General features: G+C 73.7%; 13 protein-coding genes and 2 pseudogenes. 6 read left to right on the top strand and 9 right to left on the bottom strand.

Going from position 1 to position 22,434, the window contains the following annotated elements; all coding sequences use genetic code 11:
* Positions 1-212 precede the first annotated feature (212 nt).
* Both ACWGH1_RS04775 and ACWGH1_RS04770 read left to right on the top strand, forming a co-directional pair.
* Positions 213-1,538, top strand: coding sequence for a carboxylate-amine ligase (locus ACWGH1_RS04775; protein WP_453356102.1), 1,326 nt, complete (start codon positions 213-215; stop codon positions 1,536-1,538).
* A gap of 276 nt (positions 1,539-1,814) precedes the next feature.
* On the top strand, positions 1,815-2,576 hold the full coding sequence (locus ACWGH1_RS04770; protein ID WP_453356778.1) for a 2OG-Fe dioxygenase family protein: 762 nt from the start codon (positions 1,815-1,817) through the stop codon (positions 2,574-2,576).
* Between the two features lie 141 nt (positions 2,577-2,717).
* On the opposite strand, the pseudogene ACWGH1_RS04765 reads toward ACWGH1_RS04770, so the two are convergent.
* Positions 2,718-2,971, bottom strand: a pseudogene (locus ACWGH1_RS04765) (LysR family transcriptional regulator); the annotation flags it as partial.
* A gap of 117 nt (positions 2,972-3,088) precedes the next feature.
* On the opposite strand from ACWGH1_RS04765, the pseudogene ACWGH1_RS04760 reads away from it, so the two are divergent.
* Positions 3,089-3,450 (top strand): annotated as a pseudogene (locus ACWGH1_RS04760) (DoxX family protein).
* Positions 3,451-3,560: 110 nt separating this feature from the next.
* Here ACWGH1_RS04760 and ACWGH1_RS04755 read toward each other — a convergent pair.
* On the bottom strand, positions 3,561-4,574 hold the full coding sequence (locus tag ACWGH1_RS04755; RefSeq protein ID WP_453356779.1) for an NAD(P)H-dependent glycerol-3-phosphate dehydrogenase: 1,014 nt from the start codon (positions 4,572-4,574) through the stop codon (positions 3,561-3,563).
* Positions 4,575-4,832: 258 nt separating this feature from the next.
* On the opposite strand from ACWGH1_RS04755, the gene ACWGH1_RS04750 reads away from it, so the two are divergent.
* Positions 4,833-5,843, top strand: coding sequence for a glutathione S-transferase family protein (locus ACWGH1_RS04750; protein WP_453408425.1), 1,011 nt, complete (start codon positions 4,833-4,835; stop codon positions 5,841-5,843).
* Between the two features lie 318 nt (positions 5,844-6,161).
* Positions 6,162-6,671, top strand: a complete 510-nt coding sequence (locus tag ACWGH1_RS04745) for a RidA family protein (protein ID WP_453356815.1) — start codon at positions 6,162-6,164, stop codon at positions 6,669-6,671.
* 107 nt (positions 6,672-6,778) lie between these two features.
* Here ACWGH1_RS04745 and ACWGH1_RS04740 read toward each other — a convergent pair whose 3' ends face one another.
* Genes ACWGH1_RS04740 through ACWGH1_RS04730 form a run of 3 tightly spaced genes read right to left on the bottom strand, consistent with a single transcriptional unit; the run spans position 6,779 to position 13,964 of the window.
* Complete coding sequence (locus ACWGH1_RS04740; RefSeq protein ID WP_453352335.1) at positions 6,779-7,735, bottom strand: ABC transporter ATP-binding protein; 957 nt, start codon at positions 7,733-7,735, stop codon at positions 6,779-6,781.
* On the bottom strand, positions 7,735-10,593 hold the full coding sequence (locus ACWGH1_RS04735) for a hypothetical protein (RefSeq protein WP_453352326.1): 2,859 nt from the start codon (positions 10,591-10,593) through the stop codon (positions 7,735-7,737). Before ACWGH1_RS04735 ends, ACWGH1_RS04740 begins: the two co-directional genes overlap by 1 nt.
* Positions 10,594-10,640: 47 nt before the next feature.
* Positions 10,641-13,964 carry an FtsX-like permease family protein gene (locus ACWGH1_RS04730; protein ID WP_453352327.1) on the bottom strand — a complete coding sequence of 1,108 codons (3,324 nt, stop codon included), beginning with the start codon at positions 13,962-13,964 and terminating at the stop codon, positions 10,641-10,643.
* A gap of 210 nt (positions 13,965-14,174) precedes the next feature.
* Here ACWGH1_RS04730 and ACWGH1_RS04725 point away from each other — a divergent pair, with 210 nt between their 5' ends.
* Positions 14,175-14,942, top strand: coding sequence for an ABC transporter ATP-binding protein (locus tag ACWGH1_RS04725; RefSeq protein WP_453352328.1), 768 nt, complete (start codon positions 14,175-14,177; stop codon positions 14,940-14,942).
* Positions 14,943-15,300: 358 nt separating this feature from the next.
* Here ACWGH1_RS04725 and ACWGH1_RS04720 read toward each other — a convergent pair whose 3' ends face one another.
* From ACWGH1_RS04720 to ACWGH1_RS04705, 4 genes are all read right to left on the bottom strand, one after another.
* A complete protein-coding gene (locus ACWGH1_RS04720; protein ID WP_453352329.1) occupies positions 15,301-15,888 on the bottom strand; it encodes a pyridoxamine 5'-phosphate oxidase family protein in 588 nt (195 codons plus the stop codon).
* A gap of 34 nt (positions 15,889-15,922) precedes the next feature.
* Positions 15,923-16,687 carry a thioesterase II family protein gene (locus tag ACWGH1_RS04715; protein WP_453352330.1) on the bottom strand — a complete coding sequence of 255 codons (765 nt, stop codon included), beginning with the start codon at positions 16,685-16,687 and terminating at the stop codon, positions 15,923-15,925.
* Positions 16,684-21,576, bottom strand: a complete 4,893-nt coding sequence (locus tag ACWGH1_RS04710; protein WP_453352331.1) for an amino acid adenylation domain-containing protein — start codon at positions 21,574-21,576, stop codon at positions 16,684-16,686. Before ACWGH1_RS04710 ends, ACWGH1_RS04715 begins: the two co-directional genes overlap by 4 nt.
* Before the next feature lie 98 nt (positions 21,577-21,674).
* Positions 21,675-22,391 carry an SDR family oxidoreductase gene (locus ACWGH1_RS04705; protein WP_453352332.1) on the bottom strand — a complete coding sequence of 239 codons (717 nt, stop codon included), beginning with the start codon at positions 22,389-22,391 and terminating at the stop codon, positions 21,675-21,677.
* Positions 22,392-22,434: the final 43 nt, after the last annotated feature.

The following is a 22,434-nucleotide window of genomic DNA, read 5'->3' as shown; positions in this document are numbered from 1 at the left end:
CCGGGCCCCGGGTCCCGGGTCCCGGGTCCCGGGTCCCGGTACAGGTGCGCCGTGCACGGAACACGGCCGGTGCGCCGACCGCCCCCGACGGCCACCCCGGCCGACACGGGTTCGCTTGCGCAGAGCGCGCACCGCTGTGCCGTTTGCACGAAGCTCGGCCATTTGCCGGAGGGCGGTGTGACAAGGCCGGGGATCAAGGCGAGTCTGGATGGATGGACGACAGCGGCGAGGTGCCCCCGGGAGCCGACGACAAGGCGGCGACGGTGGGGGTGGAGGAGGAGTACTTCCTGGTCCGCGCCGACACCCGTGCCGTGGTGCCGGCCGGACCACGGGTGGCGGACCGGGCCACCGCCGAACTCGGGGATCTGGTGGCCAGGGAGTTCACGGATCTCCAGGTCGAGGTGCGCACGACGCCGTGCGCGACGGTGGACGAGCTGCACACCCAGTTGGTGCGGCTGCGCCGGGCGCTCGCCGCTTCCGCGGCGATGGAGGGCGTCCGGGCATGCCCCTCCGGGACGCCCGTGATCGGAGGCGGGGCCGGGGTGCCTGTCGGTGATCATCCACGGTACCGGGCCGGTGTGGAGCTGTACCGGTCGATGATGGACGACTTCGCGGTCTGCGCGCTCCACGTCCATGTGTTCCTGCCGGACCGGGACGTGGCGGCCCTGGCGGGCAACCATCTGCGGGCGTGGCTCCCGCTGTTGGTGGAGATGAGCGCGAATTCCCCGTTCCACGACGGCCGGGACACCGGCTTCGCGAGCTGGCGGTCGGTGATCCGGCTGGGTTTCCCCACCCTGGGGCCGCCGCCGTACGTCGAGTCGTTCGACGACTACCGGCGTACCGCCGCGGCCATGGCCGACGTGGGCGGGATGTCCTTTGCCGAACTGCCGTTCTGGGACATCCGCCCGCACCCGCGCCTGCCGACCCTGGAGGTGCGGTGCATGGACGTTCCCGCTGACCCCGCCGACTCGGCGGCGATCGCCGCCGTCGTGCGCGCGTTGGTGGTGACGTCCGCCCGCCTGGTGGAGCAGGGCGACCCGGGCCCGCGGCGCAGCGGTGAGCTGCTCCGTGCGGCCTACTGGTACGCGACACGCGACGGCTGGAACGGACAGGGGGTGGAGCCGCTGTCCGGGCTGATGCTTCCCGCGACCGAGCGCGCCCGGCGGCTTGTGGATCACATCGGTGCGGCGCTGGAGGAATCGGGAGACCTCGAACGCGTCACCGCCTTCCTCGACCGGCTGGCCGGCCGGGGTACCGGCGCGCACCGTCAGCGTGCCGCCCACCGGGCGGGCGGACTGCACGCGGTCGTGGACGACCTGGTGCGGTGGACGACCGACCCGGCACCGCCCCCGCCCGGCACACCGCCGGCACCGGGCCGGGAACGGGCCGAGCGGAGAACTCCACCGGACCGCGGCCCGCCGGCGAAGATCCCGCCGCCCGGCGGGAGCGGCATCGCCGTCCTGCCGCAAAACGGAGCCGGCACCCGCTCGGCCCCCCCTCAGCTGTCTGGCCGACTCCACCACGACGCCGCCCGGTAGCCGTGCCACGCTGAGGAACGAACACGAAGCCGCCGTGCGGCGGTTCAGGAGACGGGACAGGGGGGAGCCAGAGCCCGGGGACCGATCCTGGGCGGCCGCTCACGGACGCTGGAGAAGACCATGGACGACCGATCCCCGAAGAGCCCTGCGACCGCAACCGCCCCCACGGACCGGGCACCCGGCGCACCGCCGAGCGGGACACCCCGCTCGGCGGACGACGTCCCGGGCACGGCCTTCGGCGCCACCTCTCCGGGGTCACCGGGTACCAGTGCGAATGTGCGCCGCGACGGTTACGCCCGTCTCAGCGCCGCCGACCTGGGAGTGGACACCGAAGCCTTGGGCGAAGACTTCGCCCGGCTCGCCCACGGCTACCGCGACCTGCCACTCGACCCCTACGCGCCGGACACCAACCGGTACCGCCGCTACTCGCATGCCGTCTACCTGCCCTGGAACGGCGAGTTGTCGTTCGTTCCCGGCGTTCCCGATCCGGAATTCGGCACCGTCACCGAGTACTGGCAGGACGAGCACAACCCCGAGTTCCCCCGTGTCCGGCGCAGGCTGCCCGACGTCCCGCCGGCACTGCAGCGCAACCGCCTGCTGACCGCCCTGATCCGCGCCGACCTCGACCAGGCGCTGTGGCTGCAGGACCTGCAGCACGCGCCTGTGTACATCGGCGTGCACATGATCACGCTGGCCGTGGGGGGCCAGCAGCAGGTGGCGGTCTCCTCGCCGAACTGCTTGCACCAGGACGGCGGCTCACCCGCCACCTTCACCTTCGCCCACCTCATCGGCTGCCACGACATCACCGGCGGCGACAACGTCATCGCCACCCCCGACAGCGCGGGCCGGGTGCCTGACGCACTGCCCCCCGACGCCCTCCACGCCCGCTTCATGATGACCGAACCGCTGGACGGCTACGGCGTGCACGACCACCGCGTCAGCCATTACGTCGCCCCCGTCCGCCTTGCGGACGGCAAGGACCACGGCCGACGCGACATCCTCATCATCGGCATCGCCCCCTACACGCCAGGGCTGTAGTCCCGCTGCGGAAGCGGTCGTTCGTGCCCGAGCCGCGGCAGCACCGGCCGTCGTGCTCAGTGGCGGTACGCGGCTGTCGCGATACCGATGAACGATCGGATCAACGGGTTCGTGTCACCTTCGTTCCACACCGCCACCACCGACCAGTCCGGCGCGCAGGCCGCACGTCGGGTCGGTCAGATCGGTGTCGCGGATGCGGACGTCGATCCCGGGATGGTTCCGGCGGTAGGCGTCGCCCGCCGGGACAAGCCCGGGTCCGTGCCGTCGCCCAGGATGCCGACGGTGATGGTCGCGACGCCGGCTGCCGCGCTCACGCGTACCCGGACGCGGTCGGCGTGGTCGAGCAGGGCTCGCGCCTCGTCCAGCAGCACCGTGCCCACCGGAGTGAGCGTGATGCCGACGGGACTGTTCGGTCCTGGCGCTCCCCCTTGCCAGCGGCAGGACCGTGGTGCCCCCGGCCAATCGACGCAGACGACGGGCCCCGCAAGCGTGCGGCCCACGAACGGGAAACTGTGAACATCGCCCATTGGATCGTCGTGGGACCGCTCTCCCTCTTCTGCTTCTACTCAGGCACGCTGAAGGTGAGCCGCAGCCACGATCGGCTGCGACCTCTGATGGCCTGGGTCGACCGTGTGCGGTTGCCCGCCCTCAGGGCACTGGGAACGGTCGAAAATACTGGGCGCGACCGGCATGGTCCTGCCGCCCCTGACGGGCATCGCTCCCTGGCTCGGGCAAGCCGCCGCCCACCGGCTTGGTACTCCTGCAAACCGGTGCGATCGCCGTCCACTTGACCGGTGGGGACCGCCGGATCGCGTTCGACATCGGGCTCGCCACCACCGCGGCTGTGACCGTCTGGCCGGCCACCGGGATGTGATCGGGCCCGGTCCTCCCAGGAGTCGGTCGCGTGTCCAGGTGCCCGACGTAGACCGCGACCTTGCCCTTCGGGGTGGCCCGGGACGGCCCGCGACGGAGCTCCGCCGGGAGTCAGCGCTCGGGTTTGGAGGGCCGCTGCATCAGCGCGGCCGCGGCCTGGTCGAGGGTGACCTTCTCGTGCAGCAAGGCGCAGACGACTTCCGTGATCGGCATCTCGACGTCGTGGGCGTGGGCCAGCGCGAGGACCGCCTCCGCGCTCTTGACGCCCTCGGTGGTCTGGCGACTGGCGGCGGTGGCCTCGGCCACGGTCAGGCCGTGGCCGAGGTGGGTGCCGAAGGTGCGGTTGCGGGAGAGCGGTGAGGAGCAGGTCGCCACCAGGTCGCCGAGGCCGGCAAGCCCGGCGAGGGCGGCCGGATGGGAGCCCGTGGCAGTCGCGAGGCGCGTGGTCTCGGCCAGGCCGCGGGTGATGAGCACGGCCTGTGCGCTGTGGTCCAGGCCCATGCCGGCGGCGATGCCGACGGCGAGGGCGATGACGTTCTTCACCGCGCCGCCCAGCTCGCACCCGATCACGTCGGTGCTGGTGTAGGGGCGGAAGTAGGGGGTGTGGCAGGCCCGCTGGACGCGTTGGGCGGCTGCCTCGTCGGGGCAGGCGATGGTTGCGGCGGCGGGCTGGCCGTCCATGATCTCGCGGGCCAGGTTCGGGCCGCAGAGCACGGCGACCCGGTCGTCGCGGATACCGGTCACCTCGGTGATCACCTGGCTCGCCCGAAGGCCGCTGCCGATCTCGATGCCCTTCATCAGCGACACGATCACGGTGTCGGGGCCGATGTGCGGCGCCCAGGCGGCGAGGCTCGCCCGGAGGGACTGTGCGGGGATGGACAGCACGAGGAAGTCCGCGCCGTCCAGCGCGGCGACCGGGTGCGTGGTGGCAGTCAGCGTGCGGGGCAGCTCCACGTCCGGGAAGTATCCGGGGTTGCGGTGCGTCGTGTTGATCGCGTCGGCGATCTCGCTGCGCCGGGCGTGTACGGTCACGCTGATGCCTGCGTCCGCCATGATCTTGCCGACGGCGGTGCCCCAGGACCCGGCCGAGAACACCGCCGCACGGGCGGAACGGTGCTGGCTCACTGCGGGTCCCCCCGTCGGGCGCGGGCCGCTCGCCGGTCTGGCGGCCGGGCGCGTCCATCCTATCGACCGCCCTGGCCCGGCTTGGGTGTCCGCGAGGCGCCGCAGCGGCAGCCGGACGGCCCGACTGCCGCGCAAGGAGGCGGCGGTCTCGGGCGGATGCCGAAGGGGCGGATGCCGAAGGTGGGGGTCAGGACGAGGGACGGCGGAGCCCTGGTGGAGTGGCCGCTCGTAGTCGGGCTTACTGGGTAGGGCCAGGGGATGAGCTATGTACGCCCCGTGAAGGGGTACTCCCGTGACAGCCGTTACATCACCACCCGGATCACCGCTGACGGACGCGACGGTTTCCCGGTGGAGCCCGGCCGCTACCGTCTCGTGGTGAGCCGCGCCTGCCCCTGGGCACAACGCGCTGCGATCGTTCGGCGGCTCCTGGGGCTGGAGGAGGCCCTGCCCATGGCCGTCGCCGGGCCGACGCACGACGTCCGCAGCTGGACCTTCGACCTCGATACGGGCGGCCGGGACCCGGTGCTGGGGATCGAACGGCTCCAGGAGGCGTACTTCGCCCGCGACCCCGGCTACGACCGGGGCATCACCGTGCCCGCGATCGTGGACGTGCCGACCGGCGAGGTGGTCACCAACGACTTCGCGCAGATCACCATCGACATGTCGCTGGAGTGGACGGCCCACCACCGCGCCGGAGCGCCGGCGCTGTACCCGCCGGCGCTGCGGCCGCAGATCGACGCCGTGAACGAGGTGGTCTACCGGGACGTGAACGACGGCGTCTACCGCGTCGGGTTCGCCAAGTCGCAGGAGGCGTACACCAAGGCGTACGAGCGTCTCTTCGCCCGGCTCGACCAGTTCTCCGAGCGGCTGGAACGGTCCCGCTACCTCGTCGGCGAGACGATCACCGAAGCGGACGTGCGGCTGTTCACCACGCTCGTGCGCTTCGACGCCGTCTACCACGGCCACTTCAAGTGCAACCGGCACAAGCTCTCCGAAATGCCGGTGCTGTGGGCCTACGCCCGCGACCTGTTCCAGACACCCGGCTTCGGCGACACGGTCGACTTCGACCACATCAAGAGGCACTTCTACGTCGTCCACAACCACATCAACCCGAGCGGCATCGTGCCCGTCGGCCCAGACCCTTCGGGCTGGCTCGAACCGCACGGCCGCGCGGCGCTGGGCGGCCGCCCCTTCGGTGACGGCACCCCGCCCGGACCCCCCTCCCCCGCCGAGACCGTCCCACCCCTCGGCGCTCCGTCCCGCCTCTGATACGGGCGCGGCAGGCGGGAGGCCGGAGACCCCGACCGCCCGGCCCCCGGCCTGCCCGCCGCCCAGAACCCGAGGTGGCCGGCCCCGCCGCCCGCCGACATGCGATATCCGCGTGACCGCTTCGTCAGTCAGGAGCCGGAGAGTTGAACTGTCCTGCAGCCGGCGGTGCGGATCGGCTCCGCAGCCGGTCCGGCGGGGGGGCGGGACAACGGTGCGGGGCAGAGTTGACGTCCAATCGATTGCCTTTCGAGGAGTTCTCGCTCGTGCCGTGACAACGTCATCGCGCCAGGCTCCACTGGGGACGAAAGGACAAAGGGAATGACCAAGTCAGGGCGCAGGTTCGGCATTGCCGCCGTGGTGACCGCATTGGTGGCCGTGATGATCGCCGTCGTGGGACCGCAGGGAGCCAGCGCACAGGACCAGGCGCGTCGCGGCTGGGACCACTTCGGGTTCGGGGTGCCGTGGGAGGAGTCCTACGGGTACTCGCAGGCCATCAGAGCCGGTGACACGATCTACATCTCGGGGCAGTTGTCCCATGACGCGGCGGGCAACCTGGTGGGCGTCGGCGACTTCGAGACCCAGGTGCGCACGTCGTTCGCCAACATGGACAAGGTGCTCGCGCACTACCGGATCCAGCGCAGCCAGATCATCAGCATGAAGATCTACACGAAGGACCTGCGCAAGAACTTCGACACGGCCGCGAGGCTGCACAAGGAATACGTCGGCAACCACCGCACGACCGACACCATCCTCGGTGTCACCGACCTCGCCTTCCCCGAGCAGTTGGTGGAGATCGAGGCGGTCGCGCTGGTGTCGCCGCGCTCCTGACCGGGCCTGGCCGCGCGGTGACCGCCGCGCGGCCGCTCAGCGCGCGCCAGGCGGACCGCGCAGACCGTCGCACGGCCCGGCAACCGGGATGCCGGGCCGTGCGCGGTTCAGCCGTGGGTCCGGTCCGGGCGCAGCTCGATGTGGTCCGGGGCCAGGTCGACCGCCACGCGGTGCTCCATGCCCAGGGCCTCCAGGAACTTCGGGGGGAGTTGGACGCGCCCGGAGCGGTCCAGGACGACGTACTCCCGTTCGCTGATCGACTCCTCGCCGTACTCGTCCGTGACCAGGCGGCGCAGGACCTCGCTGCTGGTGCGGCCGTCGCGGATCGCCACGGTGCGGCGGACCTCGCCCGCCACCATCGGGTCGTGCGTCACGATGACCACCGTCACGCCGAGTGCCTCGTTCACCTTGCGGAAGGTCTCGAAGACCGCCGCGGCCGTCTCCGAGTCCAGTTCGCCCGTGGGTTCGTCGGCCAGCAGGACCCTGGGGTCGTTCGCCATCGCCACGGCTATCGCGACGCGTTGCTGCTGGCCGCCCGACAGTTCCGCCGGCCGCCGGTGCGCCAGGTCGCCTATCCCGAGGGCGTCCAGGATCTCCGCGACCCGCGCGGCGCGGCGGGCGCGCGCGCCGCGTCGGGTGCCGCCTCCCTTCAACTGCATCGGCAGGGCCACGTTCTGGGCGGCCGTCAGGAACGGCAGCAGGTTGCGCGCCGTCTGCTGGAAGACGAAGCCGACCGCTTCGCGGCGGTAGCGCAGCCGGTCCCGCGCCGACAGTTCCAGCAGGTCGTAGCCGGCGACCGACGCGCTGCCCGCCGTCGGTACGTCCAGGCCCGCAAGGATGTTCAAGAGGGTGGACTTGCCGCTGCCCGAGGCGCCCACGAGGGCCACCAGCTCGCCCTGGGAGACCGTCAGTTCCAGCCCCTGCAGGGCCTGCACCTCGATGCCGTCCGTGCTGAAGATCCGGACCAGCCGGTCGCAGGCGATCGCGGCGTCCGCCGGGGTGCGGGGCTCGGCGGCGGCCGTCGCCCGGCGGCGCAGTTCCTCGTACGTCGGCTGGTCGGTGATCAACGCTGGTCTCCCGCTCTCAACTCGGTGGTGATCTGCCGTCGCCCGGACGTCGCCGCCTCGACGAGCACGGCCGCGGCGACCAGGGCGGCCAGGCCCAGGGCCTGGGTCAGTACGGGGCCGGCCGTGAGCCGTACCCCGGTCGGCACGCTCGCTCCGACCAGGGTGGACAGGTCCATCGCCGGGCCCAGCAACGCCACCGCGGCGGCCGCCGCCAGGGCCCCGCCCAGCGTCGCCGCCAGGGTCTGCGGCAGGGTCTCGGCGAGGATCAGCGCCACGCCCTGGCGGCGGCGCAGCCCCATGGTGCGCAGCCGGGCCAGCAGCGCCGCCCGGCCGGGCACGGTCCGCATCAGCGTCAGCAGTACGGCCAGCAGCGCGAAGCCGGCCGCTGCGGCAACGGAGGCCCAGAAGAGGCGCTGCGCCGATCGCTGCAGCGGATCGGCGGCCAGCTCGGCGACGGCCTCCGCGCTGGTGCGCACGGAATACCCGTTGTCGGCGTGGTACGAGCGGGACGCCGGATCCAGGCCCGCGGCGGGTGCCGGACCCTGGGCCCGGGTCGTCGAAGACGCCGACGGGCGCACGTCCCGGACCAGCGCGCGCAGCCGGTCGCCGTCGACGGAACCCAGAGCCAGCCACTGGTTCGTGCGGCCGGCGCCGATGAGGGCCGTGGCCGGGCCCGCGGGCAGGACGACGGTCGCGGCGTCCCGGGCCGGCCAGGCCGGGGTGCAGTCGATCACGCCGGCGACCCGTGCCTTGAGCTCTCCGCCGTTGCCGCGCCGCAGCGTGTACGTGCCCGGCCCGGCCGGCCGGGCCAGCCCGGCGCTGAACAGCGCGGGCACGGGCGCGGCGGCGGACTGCGGGCCTCCCGCGGTCAGCAGGGCCGGGTCGAAGGAGCCGCAGCCGAGGGCGCGGGACAGCTCCGCGTACGCGGCCGGCTCGGCGACGATCACGGAGACCTGGCCGGCTCCCCGGGTCGTGCCGGTGACCGAGTAGTCGTGGTCGATCCACAGCGGTACGGACGTCCGTACGCCCGGCAGCTCGCCCGCGGCCCTCGCGAGTCCGTCCGGGAGCGACGCCGTTCCCAACGCGGAGATCGCCGCGTCGCCGCCGACCGCCAGCCGGGCGACGCCCAGCCGGTTCGAGTCCACCGAGTCCAGGACGGCGGCCCCGAATCCCCCGGTGGTGACGGCGAGGAGCAGGGCCACCGTCGGCAGGACGGAGGGACCGGTCCGGCCGCGGGCGTGCGTCCCGCCCGCCCCCGAGCCGCGGGCGGCCCGCGCCAGCCCGAGGAAGCCGACCAGCCCGGAGCGGCGGCCGGCCGCCCGTGCGAGCCACCCGGTCACCACCGGCTGGAGCCGGGCCAGCAGCAGCCCGCCGCACAGCGCGAGCAGCAGCGGAGCCGCGATGAGCAGCGGGTCCGGGTCACCACCGGCCGGGGCGACGCCGCGCCGGCGGACCTCAAGTACGGCCGCCCCCGTGGCGATGACGACGAGCAGCTCGGCCACGGGCCGGCGCCACCGCCCGGCCGGACGCGGCGGGGACAGCAGTACTGCCGCCCGTACCGGGAAGGCCAGCAGCGCGAGCAGGGCGACGACCGCGGCGGACAGCAGCCCGGGAGCGAGCCGGGGCGTGGGCAGCAGCAGTACGGCGAGCGCGGTGGCGGCCGCGGCGGCCGGCAGCACCGTGACGGCACCCTCCCCGAGGAGCCGGCCGACGATGCCGGCGCGCGAGCCGCCCCGGGCCAGCAACAGCCGCAACTCGTCGTCGCGGCGGTCCGCGGCGAGCGCTCCGGCCAGGCACAGGACGACGAAGGCGACCCCGCCGACCCCGGCGGGTCCGATCAGCGCGAGCGGCGCCGCGGCCTGCCGGCGCTCGTGGGCCTGCTTGAACAGTTCGGGCAGCCACGAAGTGGTCAGCAGCCGCTCGCGGCCGGTCTCCCGCGCGAGGGTGGTGGCGGTGGGGCCGCCCACGTACGAGGCGACCTCCTTCGTCGTGGCGTCGAGCCGGTCCGCCCGCAGGCGGCCGACGTCGACCGGAAGCCGCCAGAAGTCCTCGGCGGTGCGGCCCCAGGTGTCCACCCGGCCGAGGTCCCCGGCTCCGATCAGGGCGTCGACGTCCCAGGAGAGGTTCTCCCCGGTGTAGTGCTCGCACGCGCGCGGCAGGCAGTCGAGGTCCGCCCAGAAGTCCTCGGCCGGGTCGGTGACCGCGTAGAGACCGACGACTTCAACGGTCGGCGTGCCGTCGGCCAGGGGCGCGCTCTGCAGGACGGATCCGAGGCGGGCGCCGAGGGTTTCGGCGGCGCGCTGCGAGAGGGCGACCTGGAGCGGCGGGGCGTACGCGGCGGCGCCCTCCCCGGCATCCGCGGGCGGAGTGCTGCTCGGCCAGCGCCCCTCCAGCAGTTTCACGTGGGCCGGGGCCTCTTGGACGTACAGCAGGGACATGTTGGGCGGCAGACCCGACGGGCGGGACAGCTGCGGATTCAGCAGCGGCAGCCGCTTGGTGGTGCGCGTGCCGTGGACCACCTCGGCCGCGTCGACGTGGAAGGTGGCTCCGGTACGGGCGAGCAGGCTCTTCAGCGTCCCGTCCAGGGCCTGGGCGCTCTGCCCGGACAGCGGGGCCGGCGCGGTCACTTGCAGGCCGGTGTCGGTCCGTACCCTGTGCTCCAGGAAGGATTTCAGGGCCTGGTCGGCGCCCCGGTCCTGGGCCCGCGGCAGCGCGGCGGCCAGCAGGACGGCGGCGAACGCCAGCGCGGCGGCGAGCAGGGTGCCCAGTGGCGCCGCCCGCAACCGGGTCCTGACCCAGGGTGCGGGCTGCGGCCCGGAGCGCGGGACGGCGACGGACGGCGGGGCGGCTGGCAAGGGCGGAATGGCGGACGGCGGCGGGGTGGGCGACGGCGGCGGGGTGGTCACATCTCCTCCACGGGGCGCAGCCGGGCGGCGATGTCGCGGCCCCGCGGGCCGCTGAGCACGGCCGACAGCAGGGGGACGGCGGCGATGGCGGCGGCCGTCAGCAGGGTCTGCCAGAACGGCAGGTCCACCCGTACCGGCGGGAACGGCTGTCCTGCGGCGGGTGTCAGCACGATCAGGGGCGCCAGCAGATGGACGAGGGCGACACCCAGCCCGGTCCCGACCGCGGTCCCGATGACGATCAGTACCCCGCCCTCGGCGGCGGATGCCAGGGCCAGTGACCGGCGCGGGCTGCCGAGCGCGAGCAGTACCGAGAACTCCCGGCCGCGCACCCGTCGCTGGGCTGCGGAGGACGTCGCGAAACCGATGGCCGCCAGGACCGCGCACGCGGCGGCGAGGGCAGCCGGTGCGCTCTGCGGACCTGCGCTCAACGGGTCCTCCAGCAGGCGCACGGTGGTTTCCTCGCGCAGTTGGACCCGCTCGGTCCTGGCCCCTTCGCGCAGCTTGTCCGCCGCGCGGGCCGGGACCGGGTCGGCGGCCGAGGCGGCGGGCAGCCACCACTCGGTGGGTCCGGCCGGCTGCTGGCCGGCGGTCTCCACCAGGAACCGGCCGAGGGTGCGCAGGTCGACGGCGAGCGCCGACCGTCCGACCACCGGGAGGGAGTCCACGGCGGCGGTGATCCGCACCGGGACCGTCGCGCCGTCCAGGGTGACGGGGACCGTCTCGCCCACGGAGGCGCCCACGGCCCTCAGGTAGCGGGTGGTGGCGACCGCCGGGACCTCGGCGGGGGGAGGCGCGTTGGGCGCCGGGAACAGCACGGCGTTGACGGCCTCCTCGGTGCCGGCCTGCCCCCGATAACGCACCCGCATCAGGTCGGTGGCACCGGCCGGGACCGGGGACAGCTCGGGGGCCCGCACCGTGCGGGGCCCCTGCGGGCGCGCCGACTGCCAGCCGCGCGCTTCTGCCCGGTCGGGCGCGGCGACCGCCGTGGCGCCGCCGTCCGCGGTGTCGGAGACGCCGATCCGGCGCAGGCTCAGTTCGCTGCCGGCGCCCGCGGGGCCGCCGTCCCCGGCGTACGAGAGGCGGATGCCCGCCAGGGTCAGCGGGGCCGCGGCCGAACCGACCGGGGCGCCGGTCAGGGTGTCCAGTGGGAACGGCAGGGTGGCGTCGCCGTTGGCGGGCAGCGTGGCCGACGGCGTCCCGTGGGTCGCCCCGAACCGGTCGCGCAGCAGCAGGCTCACGGTCGCCCAGCCCGTACCGGCGGACCGTACCGTCACGTCCAGGTCGATCCGGCGGGGGGAGCCGGGCAGGGCGACACCCGGGGCCGGTACGGGAGCGGCTCCCGCGGCGCCGGCCGCCGCGGACCCCGTCGGGGCGCCCGGGTCTGCCGCGGCGAGCGGGGCGAACAGCTCGCGCATCCCGTGCCCGCCTCGCAGGTCCGCGCGCAGCGGTACGCGCTCGCCCACCTTGGCGGCGTCCACCGCGATGAGGTCGGCGGAGCCGCCCCCGTCGGGCAGCTGCTGTTCCATGCGGACCACCGGGATGAGGCGGTCCGCGCCGGGCAGTGCCGCGTAGCGTCCGCCCTGCCCCATCGGGGTCATGCTGCTCCCGGAGATCCGCAGGCCGCCCGCGGTCGCGAAGTCGGCCTGGTCGTGCTGGGAACCGGACCAGGCGGCGTGCTGGCCGAGGGCCAGGATCCCGCTGGCGACGGCGAGGACGAGCAGCAGCACGGGCCCGGTGGCCCGGCCGGGCCGTCGGGCGAGCTGCCAGCCGATCAGGGCGGGCCCAAGGCTCCGGCCGCGCGCGGCCAGCCGTCCCCCGGCCCGCGCCGCGAACGGCAGCAGGCGCAGCACCAGCAGCGTGCCGCCGCACAGGGCGAAGGCGGGGGCGGCGACCAGGACCGGGTCGATGCCGAACCCGCCGCCGTGGGAGTCGGGCACGCGGGCGCCCGTACCCCGGTACTTCGACAACTGCTGGTAGCCGAGGACGGCGAGGCCCAGCACGGCCAGGTCCAGTCCGGAGCGGGCGGCGCCCGTCACCAGGGCCTGCCTGCTGCCGGCGCGGCGCAGTACGGCGGCCGAGGCGCCGCGCAGGGCGGACGGCAGGGTCGTCAGCAGGACGCAGGCCAGGGCGCAGCCGGCCGCGACCGGCCAGACCAGCCAGGTGTCCGGGATTTCCGGGTGGACCCGCCCGAGCGGTCCGAACCGGCCGAACAGGCGCAGCAGTGGCGGTGTGAGCAGCGGCGCCAGGACGGCCGCGGGCAGGGCGAGGAGCAGCGACTCGGCCGCACCGAGTACGCCGAGGCGCCGACGGGAGGCGCCGCGCGCGGTGAGCAGGACGCGCTCCGGTTCCTGGCGGGTCGTCAGGATGTGGGAGACGAGGAGCAGTGCGGCCGTCGCGAGGACGGCGAGCTGGAGCGCGCCCACCAGCAGGGTGGACCGGGCGACGAGCAGGCCGGAGTCCAATTCGGCGAGGAGTCGCGGCAGTTCGGTGACGGCCCGGAGCGAGGTGGTGCGCTCCAGGGCGACCCCTGCGGGACCCGTCGCGGTCCGGACGGCCTCGGCGTCGGAGGTGCGGACCGTGCGCAGGTCCGGGGTCAGCAGGGTGAGACGGTAGTTCTGCAGGAGACCGCCGGTCGTGAACGCGCTGTCGTCCACCAGGAGCGGGCCGTAGGTGGCGAACGCGTCGGACTGGATCTCCCGGCCGCCCAGCGGGTCGAGGCGCCAGTACCCGGCGTCCGGATCGGTGGCCCGGTACACGCCGGTGACCAGCACGGTCAGCGCGGCCCCGCCGAACCGGTCGTCCAGCCGGACCGGCGCGGGCAGCGCTGACCCTGCCAGGCCCAGCCGGGCCAGCGTCGTGAGCGGAACGGCCACCTGCACCGGCTCCGTCGCGGTGCCGGCTCCGGCGGCGACGGGCCCGGGCCATACGCCGGCCAGCAGTCGTACGTGCTCCCGGCCGAGGGCGGCGAGCAGGGTCAGATCGGCGTCGCGACCGGAAGCGGCGGTGCCCGGGAGTCCGTACGAACGGCTGCGTGCCACGCTCTCGGTGGTCACCGGCAGCCGGCCGAACACCTCGCCGGCGAAGGCCCGGACGGACTCGTCGTCCTTGGCGCGGGAGGCGGCCGGACGGCCGCTGGTGACCACGACGGTGGTCCGGGCCTGCTCCGCGCCGGTCAGGGCTCGCCGCAGTGCCTCCTCCTCCACGCCACGGGTGAAGGCCGTCAGCGCGGTCAGAGCGGTCGTGGTGATCAGTACGGTGAGCAGTACGGCGACGGCAAGCGGCCAGCGCCCGCGCAGCCGGCGCACGACGAAGCCGAGCACAGGTCGAGTTCCCTCCCCCATCCGGACCTTCGGTACCGGATAGCGGACGATGCTGTCAGATTCGAGCCAGAGGGGGAAGGGGCTTGCGCGAAAGGTGCGACAGATGCGCAAATGCGATCAGAAAGCGGCAGTGGCGCGTGGACCGCGGGGCCGGGTGCTCCACGCGGACCACGCGAACGGGGCGGACAACTCGGCGGGGGAGCAGGTGCGATGACCAACAACCAACAGGAGCCGGTGACGGCGGCGGTCGCGACGGCGCGGGAGGACGCCGGCACACCGATCGTGGTGGTGGACGACCTCCACCACAGCTTCGGCAGCGGACCGCAGGCCGTGCACGCCCTGCGCGGCGTATCCTTCGAGGTCCGCCGGGGCCAACTCACCGCTCTCCGCGGCCGGTCGGGCTCGGGCAAGACCACCCTGCTGAACCTCGTCGGCGGCCTCGACACCCCCACCAGCGGCCGGATCACCCTCGACGGCACCGATCTGGCCGAACTCGACGAGCGGGGGCTGCTCGCCCTGCGCCGCGACCGCCTCGGCTTCGTCTTCCAGTCCTTCGGCCTGATCCCCGTCCTCACCGCCGCCGAGAACGTCGGCGTACCGCTGCGCCTGCGCCGCGTACCAGCCAAGGAGCGCGAGGAACGCGCCCGGACCCTGCTCGCCCTGGTCGGACTCGCGGACCACGCCGACCAGCGCCCGGGCGAGCTCTCCGGCGGCCAGCAGCAGCGTGTCGCGGTGGCCCGCGCGCTGGCCAACGACCCCGACCTGATCATCGCGGACGAGCCCACGGGTCAGCTGGACTCGGAGACGGGCCGGTCGATCATGGAGCTGTTGCGCGCGGTCGTGCGCAGCGAGTCGGTCACCGTCCTCGTCGCCACCCACGACCCCGGCCTGATCGAACTAGCCGACCGGGTCGTGGAACTGAGCGACGGCCGCATCGTCACGCCCGGCGCTGAGGGGGAGCCCAGCCGGCCCGGGTGACCGGGGCAGGCCCGCGCCGGCGCCCGGCGGAAACCCTCCGCCCGGCGGTAGCCCCCAGCCGCCGCACCGACCGTTCCCGGTCCGCCTTCGCCGCTCCCGAACCAGCCCCGCCACGGGCCGGCGGAACCGTTGGCCACGCGGGCGGACGCTCTGGTGCTCAGACCCGCCACGCGTAGGCCGGGGTCACCGTCCCGGCCAGATGAGCACGGGTCCGGGCAGCGGGCGGGTCGCCGAGGCTGCCGGAGTGGATGTCCGGGTGCTGTGCCACTGCGAGCGGCGCGGCCTGCCGGCCGGGGGCCGGCCGGCGCACAGCCAGCGCAACGGCCCCGGCAACCCCCGAAGAGCGGGGAGCGGTTGCTCAGAAGTCACTGGGCGGCAGCGGAAGAGGCAGCCCGGGCAGGCCGTCGATGCTCCGCGCGATGTGGTCCTTCTTGGCGAAGTACGCGCTCAGCGAGGTGTCGTCCTCCCGCGAGAAGCGCTTGCCGTGCAGGTCGCGGTCTTCGTCGTACGACATGAAGGGCACCCCGTAGCCGCAGGAGTCACGGACGAGTTCCGCCGTCACCACGATGATCGCGCGCAGCCCGTGCAGGGCCGGGTCGATGCCCGGGAAGTGCGCGAGCAGTTCCTTGAAGCGCGCGTCGTCACGGAAGACGGGCTCCCCCCGGCCGTGCACCCGAACGATGTTGGGCGGTCCCTGGAAGGCGCACCACATCATCGTGATCCGGCCGTTCTCCCGCAGGTGCGCGATGGTCTCGGCAGTGCTGCCGGCGAAGTCGAGATAGGCGACCCGCTCCTCGTCGAGCACCGCGAAGGAGCCCTTGAGGCCCTTGGGCGACAGGTTGACCGTGCCGTCACCGACCAGCGGGGCGGTCGCGGTGAAGAATATCGGCTGCTGCTCGATGAAGGTGCGCAGCCGGCCGTCGATGCGTTCGTAAGTCTTTCCCATGTCTAAGAATTATGTAAGGAAACTCTTCGCCTGTCTAACGAACTGCTGCGGTGGAGCCGAGCTGCTCGCCCACCAGCCTGAGGAGGCTCTGCCGGTGCTCCACCAGATAGAAGTGGCCGCCGTCGAAGGCACGGATACGGAAGCGCCCGGTGGTTTCGGCACTCCACGGCCGCATCAGCGCTGCGTCGGCCGTCGGGTCCTGGGTTCCCCACAGGGCGGTGATGGGGGTGCGCAGCGGCGGCCGGTCCGGCAATGGGCGGTACACGTCCACCAGTTGGTAGTCGGCGCGCAGGGCCGGCAGGAACAGGTTCCGCAGCGCCGGGTTGTCCAGGATCACCGCCGGCGTACCGCCGTGCTCGCGCAGTGCGCCGAGGAGCTCCGCTTCGGTGCGGGGCCGCGGTGCGTCGGAGCCGCCCGACGGGGGCAGCGTGGCGGGAGCTCGCCGTGCGGACACGAAAAGCGCCGACGGCCGTGTCCGTTCGCCCTGCGGCTCGGCGGCCAGCGCGAGAGCCGTCTCGTACGCGAGGATCGCCCCCATGCTGTGCCCGAACAGCGCCGTGGGCCGCCCGTCGAAGCCGGTCCGCAGCGCGTCCATGACCTCGGCGACCACCGCGTTCAGGTCGGACACCGGCGGCTCGCCGATCCGCTGCTCGCGCCCGGCGTAGTGCACGAGGGCGACCTCGATGTCGTCGCTCGTCTCCGCCCAGGCACGGTAGAAGGAGGGCCCGCCGCCGGCGTGCGGGAAGACGACGAGGCGGTGCCGGGCCGCCGGGCGCGGCCGCGCCGTGATCAGCGTCATCGGCGGACCTCCCGGGTTCCCGTCACCGACGCGTACGGGTCCTCCGCGATGCGGTGCAGGGCGCTGACCAGCAGACGGCCCAGCCGGGCACCCGTCGCCGCGTACGGGCTCTCCGCTCCGAGCGTGACGGCGACGGCGCGGCGGCCCCCGGGCGCGGCGCGGGTGATCTCCACCATGAGCGGGAAGCTGTGCCGGTCTGAGAACCACCAGTCGCGGGTGCGGACCGTGCGCAGCGCGTCGAGGTCGTCGAAGGTGTGGAAGTCCGTGTAGTTGAAGGCCACGTGGAAGAGGGGGGTGCCCCGCCCGACGAGTTGCTGCATCTCGGCCAGCGGGTAGCGCCGGTACGGCTGCCGCTCCCGCTCCGCGCCGAACGCGGCGCCTGCCAGCTCCGCCCAGGTGCCGCGGGCGGTGACATGGACCGGCACCATGTTCAGAAGCAGGCCGAGGACGCGGTCCGCATCCGTCTCCGCCAGGCGGCCGTTGACCTGAACACCCGTCACCGTGTCCCGCCGGCCCGTGATCACGGCAAGCGCGTGGGCGTGCGCGGCGAGGAACAGGCTCTTCACGGGGAGGCCGAGCCGCGCGGCTGTCGCGTCGAGTGCGGCGTCCAGCTCCTCCGTCAGTGGCGTGTGGAAGGCGAACTCGTCCTCGGCCTGGCCGCCCGGGTCCACCGGCAGGTCCGGCACGTCCGGCGCCCGCCGCAGTAGCTCCTCCCACCAGGCCCTGATGGCGGGGTCGGCCTGGGCGGCCTGCTCGGCGGCGACGAAGTCCCGGTAGCGGGCGGCCGGTGCGGGCGGCAGGGCGGTGGGGGCCGGGACGGGGGCCTCGGCGGCGCGGAGCTGGTCCTCGTAGGCGAGCAGCAGCTCGGTCGTGAGCAGGGCCAGGCTCCAACCGTCGAGGATCGCGTGGTGCACGGCCAGGGAGAGCTGGAAGCCGTCGCGCCCCAGGCGCAGCACGTGGCAGCGCACGAGCGGAGGTCGTTTCACCTCGAAGGGGTTGGCCCGCTCGCGCTCCCACCAGTCGCGCAGCAGTCGTTCGCGGTCCTGGTCGTCGGGGGCGGCGGCCCGCGGTCCGTGGTCCTCGACCGTCAGGGGAACGTGGGCGGACCCGGCCACGAGCTGCATCGGTTCGCGGAAGGCGGCGAGGTGGAAGGACGTGCGCAGGATCTCGTGCCGGGTGCAGAGCAAGGCCAGGGCGCGTTCGAGGGCGGCGGGATCGAAGGGACCGTCGAGACGGACGCTGATCAGATCGTGGTACAGGTCGATGCTCTCGTCCTCGGCGTATTCGCATTCGAAGAGGATGGCGAGCTGCATCGCCGCCGTCGGGTAGGCGTCGACGGTCCCGGGCGGGAGCGCCGACGGGTCGAGGTCGGCGACGGTCGTCGACAGCTCGGCCGTCGCGGGCGCCGGTGCAGTGCCCCGCTCGCTCGCGGCGACGGCGAGCGCGGCCACCGTCGGGTGCAGGAATATCTGCTCGATCGTGACCGGAATCCCCCGCTCGCGTGCCAGCGCTGCCAGCCGTACCGCGCGCAACGAGTCACCGCCGAGCGCGAAGAAGTTCTGGTCGATGCCGAGTTCGGGGAGGCCGAGTACCTGTCCCCAGACGTCGGCGAGGGTGCGCTCGGCAGGGGTGCGCGGTGGCGTGACGGACTCCGGCCCGGCTGCGGGCCGCCGGTCCTCGGGAGCGGGCAGGAGGGTCCGGTCGAGTTTGCCGTTGCCCGTCAGCGGCAGTCGGGCGAGCGGCACGACGGCGGCCGGCAGCATGTGGGCGGGCAGCCGCAGGCCCAGCGCCTCGCGCACCTCCCCGGGCCGGACGTCGTGGCCGGGTACGGGGACGACGTAACCGACGAGGCGGGGCAGGCCGGGGACGTCCTGACGCAGTACGCAGGCGGCGGCGCGGACGCCCGGCTGGTCGAGCAAGGCCCGTTCGATCTCGCCGAGCTCGATCCGGAATCCGTTCAGTTTGACCTGCTGGTCGATCCGGCCCCGGTATTCGAGCTCGCCGTTCTCCAGGCGCACCGCGAGGTCGCCGGAACGGTAGAGCCGCTCCCCCGGCGCGCCGAACGGATCGGGAACGAAACGTTGTCCGGTGAGTTCCGGGCGGTTCAGGTACCCGCGCGCGACGCCCGGTCCGCCCACGTACATCTCGCCTTCGACGCCGGTCGGGACCTCTTTCCCGTCCTGGTCCAGGAGATGCACCCGCAGGTCGGACAGCGGGCGTCCGATCGGGCTGAGCGAGCCCTTGAGGTCGTCCAGTTCGAGTGGACGGACGGTGACGTGGACCGTCGTCTCGGTGATGCCGTACATGTTGACGAGCCGGGGCCTGCGGATGCAGTACCCGGCGACCCAGCCGGTCAAAGTGGCCGGATCGAGTGCCTCCCCGCCGAACACGACGGTTCGCAGGTCCAGTTCCGGGTATCCGGCGTCCTCGGCGGCCGCCGCGAGCTGCCGGAAGGCGGTGGGTGTCTGGTTGAGCACGGTGACGTGCTGGGTGCGCAGCAGCTCCAGGAACGCGTACGGGTCACGGCTCGTGAGGTACGGCACGATGACGAGCCGGCCGCCGTAGAGCAACGGACCCCACAGCTCCCACACGGAGAAGTCGAAGGCGAGGGAGTGGAAGAGCGTCCACACGTCGTCGGTGCCGAAGCCGAAGTCGTCCTCGGTGGCGGTGAAGAGGCGGGTGGCGCAGCCGTGGGTGACGACGACGCCCTTGGGCTTTCCCGTCGATCCGGACGTGTAGATGACGTACGCGGGAGTATCCGGACCGGCACCCGACTGCGGCGCGTGTTCCGGCTCGGCGTCGCAGTCCTCGGCGAGGGAGACGAAGGCGGGAGGTGCGAAGGCCCCGTCGAGCAGCGGTGCGCACGCCTCCGCGTCACCGAGCAGGATGCGGCACTCGGCGTCGGCAAGGGTGTCGCGCAGCCGGGCCGCCGGGTGACGGGGATCGAGCGGCAGGTAGCCGGCCCCCGACTTGAGGACGGCGAGGACTCCGACGGCAAGGTCGACGGTCCGGTCGGCGCACAGCGCGACCAGGGCTTCCGGCTCTGCGCCCTGGGCGCGCAGGCGGTGCGCGAGCCGGTTGGCCGCACGGTCGAGGTCCGCGTAGGTCAGGCTGCGGCTGCCGTCGGTGACCGCCACGGACGACGGGTGCCGCAGGGCGACCTCGGCGAAGATCTCGTGCAGGCAACGCCTGTCCGCTCCGGTCCGGCCGGGCCCCTGCTCCGGGGCGGCCCGGCGCGGTGCGGTCTCCTCCTCGTCGGCTTCGGCGGCCGGGGCACGCACCGCTGCGCCGAGGATCTCCAGATAGCGGTCGAGCATCCCCGTCGCCCGCGCCTCGGTGAACAGGTCCGTGGCGTACTCGACGGAGACCTCGAACTCCGTCCCCACCTGGTGTAGTTCGAAGGTGAGGTCGAACTTGGCGGTGCCGTTGTCCACCGGCAACGGCTCGGCGCCGAGGCCGTCGAGCCGGGCGTGCGGACGGCGGGCCCCCTGGTAGGCGAGGGCCACCTGGGCCAGCGGAGTACGCGACAGGTCTCCCGCCGGGGCCAGTTCCGCCGCGAGCCGCTCGAAGGGCACGTACTGTCCCTCGACCGCGTCGAGGACCACGGCGTGCGTCTCCTGCACGGCGCGCCGGAACGCGCCGGGGCGTCCGACGTCCGCGCACGGGCGCAGCCGGACCGGCACCGTGGTGGTGAAGAAGCCGACGACGTCCTCCAGGGCCGGATCCGGTCGCCCGTCCATCGGCGTGGCCACCAACAGGGCGCCGTGGTCGCTCAGTTCCCCGAGCAGCGCACCGTAGGCGGCGAGTGCCACCGCGTACGGCGTGGTGCGGGTGGTGGCCGCGAACCGGGCCGCCGCCGCGAACAGGCCGTCCGTGGTCTGCCGGACGAGTCGGCGGCCGCGGTACGAGCGGGTGGCCGGCCTCGGGAAGTCGGCGGGCAGGTCGAGAGTGGTGGGGACGCCGGCGAGCCGAGTTCGCCAGCTGTCGAGGAGCTTTTCGGTGTCCAGGCTCTGCGACCAGCCGGCGAAGTCCCGGTACTGGGCGTGGAGTTCCGGTACCTCCTCGTCGGGGGCCGCCCCGGTGCGGCGGCGGTAGGCGCGGGCGAGATCTTGGTCGATGACGTCGAGGGTGCGGCCGTCGGACACCAGGTGTGGCAGGACGAGCAGCATCAGGTGGTCATCGGCGGCGAGACGGAACAGGGTGAGCCGGGCGAGGGGCGCGACACCGAGATCGATGTGCCCGGCTGCGCGTTCGGACGCCCTCCGGAGGCCTTCGGCACAGGGGTCTTCACTGTGGGTCAGGTCGATGACTTCGAGTCGGGCGCGCGCGTCCGTCGTCGTGACGCGCGGTTCGGCACCGTCGTACGTGAACACGACCCGCAGTTGCTCGTGCCGGTCCACCACGTCCCGCCAGGCCGCGTCGAGCGCCGTACTGTCGAGCGGGCCGCGCAGCCGGGTGAGGGCCGGCACGTTGTAGGCCGCGCCCGCGACCGGGCTCAGCTCGTCGAGGAACCACAGGCGGCGCTGGGCCGGGGCGAGCAGTGGACCGGTGCCTGCGGCGGGCAGCACCGGGGGCAGGGCGCCGGAGCTGTCCCTGGGACGGCCCGCCAGCAGGTCCGCCAGGGCGGTGACGGTGCCGCACCGGAAGAGCTCCGGCACCGTCAGGGCGGTGCCGAGCCGGGTGCGGACGCGCGCGGCGATCCGGGCGGCCTGCAACGAGTTGCCGCCGAGCTCGGTGAAGTCGGCCGCGACATCGACCGGCCCGGTCCCGAGCACCTCTCCCCACAGCCGCGCCAAGGCCGGGCGCAGGCCGGCCGCTCCGGCCTGCGGGCCGTCGGCCGTCACTGTCTGCGCCGGGGTGCGGGCCGTGCCGGACGTTTCGGTGGACATGACTGCGCTCCTGGGTTCTGCGGGGCGGGGTAGGCAGACGGGGGGCTGCGGGGAGCGGGTACGGGGGCCGCCACATGCGGCGGCCCCCGCCCGCCGGGTCACACCGGCTGGCCGATCGGGCGGACGACGACGGTGTTGATGTCGACACCGGCCGGCTGCCGGACGGCCCAGACCACCGAGTCGGCGATCTGCTCGGCAGTGAGGTTGATGCCCTCGGGCGCGCCGCCCCCGTTGTCCCAGAAGGGGGTTTCCACCCGTCCCGGGGCGACCAGCGTGACGCCGATCCCGTCGGCGGTGACCATGCGGCGGGTGTTCTCGGCGAGGCCGGTGACCGCCCATTTGGTGGCGCCGTAGATGTTGCCCGGTGTGTAGACGACACCGGCGACGCTGCCGATCAGTACGATCCGGCCGCGCGATTCCTTGAGCGCCGGCAGCGCATAGTGGATCAGCAAGGCCGGCCCCAGGACGTTGGTGAGCACCATGGCACGCCAGCCGGCCGGATCGCCGTCGGCGAGCGAGTCGTGGGTGGCGTATCCGGCGTTGGCGACGACCGTGTCGACGCGGCCGTACGCATCCAGGGTTGCGCGCAGCGCGGCCTCCACCGACTCGTGGTCACCGGCGTCGCCGGGGAGGGTCAGGAGGGTCCCCGGCTGCGCTCGGACCTCCTTGGCGAAGTGCTCCAGCCGCTCGGCGCTGCGACCGGTCACCGCGACCCGGTACCCCTCAGCGAGGAGCTTGCGGGCGCAGGCCGCGCCGATGCCGCTGGACCCGCCGGTGATCAGGGCTACGGGGGCGGCGGGGGTGTCGTTGCTCATGGGGAGGTGCTCCTGCTCTGAGTGGTACGTGGTCATGGGTGAA

It is taken from the genome of Streptomyces sp. NPDC054883, assembly GCF_053610645.1.
Note: the sequence above shows the minus strand (reverse complement) of the source record. Positions and strands in the feature narration are given on the sequence as shown.

What these genes read in the sequence shown, in the direction of transcription:
- ACWGH1_RS04745 (WP_453356815.1), top strand. Translation starts at nt 6,162, where the DNA reads ATGACCAAGTCAGGGCGCAGGTTCGGCATTGCCGCCGTGGTGACCGCA.
- ACWGH1_RS04710 (WP_453352331.1), bottom strand. Translation starts at nt 21,576, where the DNA reads ATGTCCACCGAAACGTCCGGCACGGCCCGCACCCCGGCGCAGACAGTG.
- ACWGH1_RS04775 (WP_453356102.1), top strand. Translation starts at nt 213, where the DNA reads ATGGACGACAGCGGCGAGGTGCCCCCGGGAGCCGACGACAAGGCGGCG.
- ACWGH1_RS04720 (WP_453352329.1), bottom strand. Translation starts at nt 15,888, where the DNA reads ATGGGAAAGACTTACGAACGCATCGACGGCCGGCTGCGCACCTTCATC.
- ACWGH1_RS04705 (WP_453352332.1), bottom strand. Translation starts at nt 22,391, where the DNA reads ATGAGCAACGACACCCCCGCCGCCCCCGTAGCCCTGATCACCGGCGGG.
- ACWGH1_RS04715 (WP_453352330.1), bottom strand. Translation starts at nt 16,687, where the DNA reads ATGACGCTGATCACGGCGCGGCCGCGCCCGGCGGCCCGGCACCGCCTC.
- ACWGH1_RS04725 (WP_453352328.1), top strand. Translation starts at nt 14,175, where the DNA reads ATGACCAACAACCAACAGGAGCCGGTGACGGCGGCGGTCGCGACGGCG.
- ACWGH1_RS04750 (WP_453408425.1), top strand. Translation starts at nt 4,833, where the DNA reads ATGAGCTATGTACGCCCCGTGAAGGGGTACTCCCGTGACAGCCGTTAC.